This is a genomic window from Pseudomonas sp. P7779 (assembly GCF_013386315.1).
GTDB lineage: Bacteria > Pseudomonadota > Gammaproteobacteria > Pseudomonadales > Pseudomonadaceae > Aquipseudomonas.
In genome coordinates this window covers 24216-31056 of the sequence record NZ_JACARZ010000113.1, presented here as the reverse complement: position 1 = coordinate 31056, position 6841 = coordinate 24216, and the positions used below count along the sequence as shown (strand labels likewise).

General features: G+C 64.6%; 5 protein-coding genes. 1 reads left to right on the top strand and 4 read right to left on the bottom strand.

What is annotated here, in order from left to right:
- Positions 1-189 precede the first annotated feature (189 nt).
- The 4 genes from HX869_RS27370 to HX869_RS27355 form a co-directional block, all read right to left on the bottom strand.
- Complete coding sequence (locus HX869_RS27370) at positions 190-1533, bottom strand: cytochrome c (RefSeq protein WP_003215611.1); 1344 nt, start codon at positions 1531-1533, stop codon at positions 190-192.
- Between the two features lie 17 nt (positions 1534-1550).
- Positions 1551-3803 (bottom strand): xanthine dehydrogenase family protein molybdopterin-binding subunit, encoded by a 2253-nt coding sequence (locus HX869_RS27365; protein ID WP_178903944.1) that lies wholly within the window; start codon positions 3801-3803, stop codon positions 1551-1553.
- Positions 3803-4258 carry a (2Fe-2S)-binding protein gene (locus tag HX869_RS27360; RefSeq protein WP_003215609.1) on the bottom strand — a complete coding sequence of 152 codons (456 nt, stop codon included), beginning with the start codon at positions 4256-4258 and terminating at the stop codon, positions 3803-3805. The genes HX869_RS27365 and HX869_RS27360 overlap by 1 nt, the downstream gene beginning before the upstream one ends.
- Before the next feature lie 250 nt (positions 4259-4508).
- Positions 4509-5402: a LysR family transcriptional regulator gene (locus tag HX869_RS27355; RefSeq protein WP_177019886.1), complete on the bottom strand. Its 894-nt coding sequence runs from the start codon at positions 5400-5402 to the stop codon at positions 4509-4511.
- A 94-nt stretch (positions 5403-5496) separates the two neighbouring features.
- On the opposite strand from HX869_RS27355, the gene HX869_RS27350 reads away from it, so the two are divergent.
- Positions 5497-6681 (top strand): MFS transporter, encoded by a 1185-nt coding sequence (locus tag HX869_RS27350; RefSeq protein ID WP_178903943.1) that lies wholly within the window; start codon positions 5497-5499, stop codon positions 6679-6681.
- The last annotated feature ends 160 nt before the right edge of the window (positions 6682-6841 follow it).

Here is a 6841-nt window from a genome sequence, read left to right as displayed (position 1 = left end):
GTGGTGAAGCAAAAGAAAAAACAAAGGGGACAAGAACCAAAATGGGGGGGCGGGTTGGCTCGCGAAGGTCGTAAACGAAAACGCGAACATCCTGATTCAACGGGGCGCTCTCAGTTTCTTCGCGAGCAAGCCCGCTCCCACATAAAGCAGTTCCTACACAAAGCGCCTCCCTCACAAGGCGCATTTCCCTCAGCGCATTTGCAGAATGATCGGGCTACTGCTCGCCGGGCCCGTGTGCTCACGCAACTTGCCCACCGCCTTGGCATCCACCGCCCCACCCTGATTGCCCCAGGTGCCGCGCACAAACGTCAGCACTTCAGCAATCTCCTGGTCCGACAACTGCTCACGGAACGCCGGCATGCGATAAGCGTCCGCCACATTGGCCGCCACTACGCGCTGCGAGCCATTGAGGGTGATGTTGATCGCCGAGGCGTCCTCCTTGGCCAGTGCGGAGGTGGCGCCGGCCAGCGGCGGCATCCAGTCCGGTTGCCCTTTGCCTTCCAGCCCGTGGCACGAGGCGCAGCGGGTCACATAGGTATGCGCACCCGGCGCATCCAGGCGTTGCGCAGCCGACACCGCCTGATACTGCCAGGCCGCACCGTCGCGCTGCTCGTCGCCCGGCAACGACCGCAGATAGCGCGCAATCGCCGCCAGGTCATCGTCGCTCATGAACTGCGTGGAGTTGTTGAACGCCTCGGTCATCGAGCCATAAACCACCGCATGTTTGTTGCGACCGGTCTTGAGGAACTGCACCACTTCCGGCTCGCTCCAGCGCCCCAGGCCGGTGTTGGGATCATCCCGCAGGCTCGGTGCGTACCAGCCGTCGAGCAAGCCACCGGCCAGGTACGGCTTGCCACTTTCATCCAGAGCCTTTTCGTTGAAGGCCAGGCCCCGTGGCGTGTGGCAACTGCCGCAATGCCCCGGGCCCTGCACGATGTAGGCCCCCCGGTTCCACAGTTCATCCTTCCCGGCCTTCGCGACATACGGCTTGCTGTCGGTAAACACGCCATTCCACAGCGCGATCGGCCACCGCATATTCAATGGCCACGGGATCGAACTCTTGATATTGGCCTGCTGCACCGGCGCCACGCCCTTCATGAAGAACGCGTATAGGGCGCGCACATCATCGTCGCTGAGCTTGGCATAGGACGGGTACGGCATCGCCGGATACAGGCGGCGCCCACCCGGCGCGACACCCTGGCGCACCGCGCGGTCGAAGTCGGCGAGGCTGTAGCTGCCAATGCCGGTTTCCGGGTCTGGCGTGACGTTGGTGGCGTGGATCGCCCCCAGCGGCGTGGCCATTTCCAGGCCACCGGCAAAGGGCTTGCCGTTGGGCACGCTGTGGCACGCCACACAGTCGCTGAGCCGGGCGACATACTCGCCTCGGGCGACCAGCGCCGGGTCCGTGGCGACGGGCTCGGCCCCCAGCGGCGAGACAGGCTCGCGGGTGACATACCAGGCCAGCAGGCCTGCGGCGACCAGGCACGGCAGCGCCAGCCAGCCAACGGTTCTTGCGAATCGACGGTTGTTCATAAGTGCTCAGGCCCCGGTCAGGTGAAGGAGTGGCGGCTTAACGGCATGCTGCGAACGCGCTGCCCGGTCAACGCCGCGACGGCGTTGGCCACGGCAGGCGCCACGGCGGGCAGCGGCGGTTCGCCAATACCGCCCATTTTTTCCCCGCTCTCGATCACGCGCACGTGCACCCGGGCCATCCGCGAAGGCGGCAACACCGGGTACAAATCGTAGTTACGCGCCCGAGGCAAGCCGTCCACATACACCGCTTCCTCCAACAGCACCTGGGACAAGCCCAGCGACACCGCCCCATTCACCTGCGCCTCGACAATCGCCGGGTTGACGATGCTGCCCGGGTCGACTGCCTGCCAGATGTCATGCACCTTGACCTGGCCGTTCTCGATCGACACCTCGGCAATCACCGCCGTCTGGGTGCCGAACGGTGACGCCATCGCCACCCCGCGTGCGCGCTTGCTGCCGTCCTCGGCAACAAACGGCCCACGTTTCCAGCCACCCGACAACTCGCCCACCGCCTTCAGCAGGGTGGTCAGCCGCTGGTTATCCCGCAACAGATGCAGGCGCAACTCGAACGGGTCCTTGCCACCCTTGTCGGCCAGTTCATCCAGGAAAGATTCGTAGAAAAAGTCATTCAGCGAATTGCCCACCGAACGCCAGTAGCCCAGCATCACCGGGCCCTTCACATAGATCTGCGCGATACGCTTGTTGGGAATCGCATAGGACTTGCCGGACAGTCCCTCAAGGGCCGTCGGGTCGAGCTTCTCGCCCTGCTTGCCCGCCAGGGCCTCGGTCGGTCCCTCCGTGGCGCTCACCGCTTCAATCGCCACCGGCCAGCCGTCGCTGTCCAGCGCCCCACGGAAATTCACCGCTGCGACCGGGCGCAGCACATCCCGCAGGAATTCTTCTTCGCGGCTCCAGATTAACTTCACCGGGCGCCCCACCGCCTTGGCCAACTCGATGGCCTGCGGGTAAGGACTGGCCGAGTCATACAGGAAGTGCCGCCCGAAAAAACCACCCAACAACGGCGAATGCAGGGTAATCCGCTCCGGGGCCAGGCCGGTGCGCTTGGCGATATCGGCCAGGAACATGTCCTGCGCCTGATTCGGCAGCCAGATCTCCAGCGAACCGTCAGGGTTGAAGCGCGCCAGCGCCGAAGGCGGCTCCAACTGGGCATGGTGCAGGTACTGGTTGTGGTAAGTGGCCTCGACCCTGGTCTTGGCATTGGCCAGCGTGCCGGCCACGTCGCCCTCGTTCTCATCATCACGGGCCGGGCCGGTTTCTGCGGCCAGGCGCTTGAAATGCTCGTCGCTGGAAAAGTCCTTCGGCATCCCGCGCACCTTGGAATCAGCCGTCGGCTCCAGCCAGTCGACCTGAATCGACTCCACCGCACGCTTGGCATGCCACCAACGCTCGGCCACCACCGCCACCGCACCGGGCAGGCGATGCACCGAGTGCACGCCCGGCATGGCCTTGACCTGGTCTTCGTTGCGCAGGCTGCCCACGGTCATGCCGAGTCGGGGCGCATGCTGCACGGCGGCATGGAGCATGCCGTCGACCTTCATATCAATGCTGTACAGCGCCTTGCCGGTGGACTTGTCATACGCATCGAGACGCTTCACCGGCTTGCCGATCCAACGGAACTGGCTTGGGTCGCGCAGCTTCACACTGGACACATCCGGTACCGGCAGGTCCATCGCCCGCCCGGCCAACTCGCCATACGCAAGGGAACGCCCGGACGCCGCGTGTACCACCTTGCCCGGCTCGGTCGACAGCTCGCTCACCGGTACCTTCAGCGCCTGCGCTCCGGCCTCCAGCAACATCGCCCGGGCCAGCGCACCCAGCCGGCGCATCGTGGGGTAACTCATCCGCACCGACATACTGCCGCCGGTGATGCGCATGCCGTTTTCCATCACCACAAAGGCTTCACCGGGCGGGGCACACTCAACCAGGAACGTGGCCGGGTCGGCGTCCAACTCCTCGCCGACAATCTGCGCCATCGCGGTGAACGTGCCCTGGCCGCCTTCGATAAACGGGCTGAGCAAACGAATCGTGTTGTCCGGGCGAATCTCCAGGAAGGCCGGCACCTGCGTACCGCGTTCGGCGGTGGCCGCGGCGGTGGCCGCCTGCACTCGGCCAGACCCCAGCGGCAGGCCAAAACCGATCACCAGCGCGCCCACGGCCGTACTGGCCAGGAAGCGACGGCGGGACAGGTTCACCGGGTCAGTCAGCGCCGCGACCAAGGGCAGTGCAGTGAGATCAATGCGAATGTTCATCAGGCCTCTCCCTTCTGCGCAAGGTCATGCACGGCGGCATGAATGGCGTTATAGGTGCCACAGCGACAGAGGTTGACCATGGCGGCCTCGATCTGCGCATCACTGGGCTTGGGCGTGTGCTTGAGCAGCGCGGTGGCCGCCATTACCTGGCCGGATTGGCAGTAGCCGCATTGGGCGACCTGGTATTCGACCCAGGTGGCAACGACCCGCTTGCCGACGTCATCGGACTCGATGGCTTCGATGGTGGTGATTTCGCGGCCGACCACGCCGGAAACGGGCGTGACGCAGGAACGCACGACATTGCCGTCCACAAGCACCGAACACGCACCGCATTGCGCCAGGCCGCAGCCGTATTTGGTGCCGGTCATGCCCAGGTTGTCGCGGATGACCCAGAGCAGAGGCGTGTCGGGTTCGGCGTCGACTTGGTGGGTCTGCTGGTTAATTCGTAATTCCATGGCTCACCCGCTGATCATCGGTTGGTGTTGCATTTTTTAGTATTTTTAGACGGCAAGACGGGGCCTCGCCGCTGGGCATCGATGGCCCGTCTGGTTCGCGCGCGCGTGGTTTGACTAGTCTAGCGGGCGATGGGAATGACTTTAGACCCTGGTTCATCAAGGCGCTATGCAGGGGTGGGCAAGATCGCAGGATTAGGCAAGTATTCAAGAGGATTGCGTCAGGAGGAGCGGCCTGTGGTGTCAGTGGCGGTCACGCCGGGTGGTGCTCCACCAGAAAGTCGACAAATGCCCTGACCCGCGCAGGCATCGCCGCGCCGCCGACGAACACCGCGTGAATCGGCTCCTGGTCTCCGGGGTTGTACGCTTCAAGCAACGGCACCAGATCACCGCTGGCCAGGTCATCTGCCACGCTGAATGCGCCAATGCGCGCGATGCCGGCACCCAGCTTGGCCAGCTGGGACAATACCTCCCCGCTGTTACCCTCGATCGTACCCGACACCTGCAGCGAAAAATCGCGCCCGTCCACGCGAAACGGCCAGTCGGGCGCTGCCCGGCGGAAGTTGAAACGCAGGCAGTTGTGGTTGAGCAAATCCTGCGGCACCTGCGGCGTGCCATGACGCGCCAGGTAGTCCGGGGAAGCGACTATGACCTCGCCGATGGAGCCGATAAGGCGAGCGGTCAAGGGGCTGTCGGCCAATTGACCGAAGCGGATTGCAACGTCCGCTTGCCCGCCCAGGATATCCACCACCTCATCCTCCAGCCGCAACTCAACCACGATGGCCGGGTAGCGCGCGCTGAACGCGGCAACCAGCGGCACGATCGACAGCCGCCCGTGTGCGAGCGCCGCGCTGACCCTCAGCCGCCCCCGTGGCGCGCCCTGGTCGGTGATCGCATCCTCGACTTCGGCCATGTCCGCCAGGATCCGCCGGGCGCCGCGCAAATACGCTTCGCCTTCGGCGGTGAGCGTGATCGCCCGGGTGGTGCGCAGCAGCAGGCGGGTGCCTATGCGCCCCTCGATGCGGGTGATGATGCGGCTGATGGATGACGGCGTGAGGCCCAGCACCCGAGCCGCCCCCGAGAGGCTGCCCTGCTCCGCGACCCTGGCGAACACCGCCATCTCCCCCGACCGACCGCCTATGTCCACTTGTGATCTCCACGCAAAGCTGTAGTGCCCTGCCGAGGGCTACCGCCTGAAAAGTCATGATTATAGCATTTGACACAAAGATGAGGAGTCACCCATGCGTATCAACCCACCCCTTGTAGCACTGTCCATCGGCGCCTTCGGCATCGGGGTCACCGAGTTTGCCCCCATGGGCATGTTGCCCGGGATCGCCGCCGACCTCGGTGTTTCCATTCCCGCCGCCGGGCTGCTGGTCAGCGCCTATGCCATGGGCGTGCTGATCGGCGCCCCGATCATGACCCTCGCGACAGCCAGGGTGGCGCGCCGTTATCTGCTGGTGGGCCTGATGGCCATTTTCACCGTGGGTAATCTGCTGTCCGCCCTGGCCACCGACTACCAGACCCTGATGGTCGCCCGGTTGGTGACATCGCTGAATCACGGGGCATTCTTCGGCATCGGCTCCATCGTGGCAGCGAGTGTGGTGGCGCCCGACAAACGCGCGGGGGCCGTCGCCGCGATGTTCCTCGGGCTGACCCTGGCGACCATCGGTGGCGTGCCCCTGGCAACCTGGTTCGGCGAGAACTTCGGCTGGCGTACGGCGTTCTGGGGCATCAGCGGGCTCGGGGCGTTCGTGATGGTGGCCCTGTGGTGGGCACTACCGAATACGCCCGCTCCAAAAGGGGCAAGCCTGATGGCCGAAATCCGCGTACTGGGCCGCGGGCCGGTACTGGCAGCGCTGGCGTTGACCGTGGTGGGGTCCAGCGCCATGTTCACGGTGTTTACCTATATCGCGCCGATTCTGCGGGATGTCACCCACGCCTCGACCAACTTCGTCACCGCAATGCTCGTGCTGTTCGGGATCGGCCTGACCCTCGGCAACGTCTGGGGCGGCAAGTCTGCGGACCGTTCGGTGGACCGCACCCTGATAACGTCGCTCGTGGTCCTGATTGCCGTGCTGCTGGCCTTCTCTGTGCTCATGCAATGGCCGCTGCCCGCCGCCTTGTCGATCCTGCTGTGGGGCGCCGCCAGCTTTGCGCTGGTACCTCCCCTGCAAATGCGCGTGATGGAAGCCGCCAAGGATGCACCCAACCTGGCTTCGGCGATGAACATCGGTGCGTTCAACTTCGGTAACGCCATTGGCGCGGCGCTGGGGGGAGCAGTGATCAACGCAGGGCTGGGCTACCCGGCCATTTCGCTGGCTGGTGCGATCATGGCGGCCCTGGGTTTGCTGATGGTGCTGGGCCTCGGCTGGCGCTCGCGGCGCACAGGTTCACGTATCTGCCAGGAACCGGCGCAGGCATAAGGACAGCCGCGCTCAAACGGCCCCCCTACACCCTCCCCTCTGAAAAGCCCCGAATCCCGGGGCTTTTTTGCGTTTGCCTGGCCGCCATCCATCGCTGCAAAAAATTTCAACTAGTGACTTTCATTATGAAATCCACTGTGCAATATTACTTGCGTAATAT

Coding starts and splice junctions, on each gene's coding strand:
- HX869_RS27370 (WP_003215611.1), bottom strand. CDS start 1,533: ATGAACAACCGTCGATTCGCAAGAACCGTTGGCTGGCTGGCGCTGCCG.
- HX869_RS27365 (WP_178903944.1), bottom strand. CDS start 3,803: ATGAACATTCGCATTGATCTCACTGCACTGCCCTTGGTCGCGGCGCTG.
- HX869_RS27360 (WP_003215609.1), bottom strand. CDS start 4,258: ATGGAATTACGAATTAACCAGCAGACCCACCAAGTCGACGCCGAACCC.
- HX869_RS27350 (WP_178903943.1), top strand. CDS start 5,497: ATGCGTATCAACCCACCCCTTGTAGCACTGTCCATCGGCGCCTTCGGC.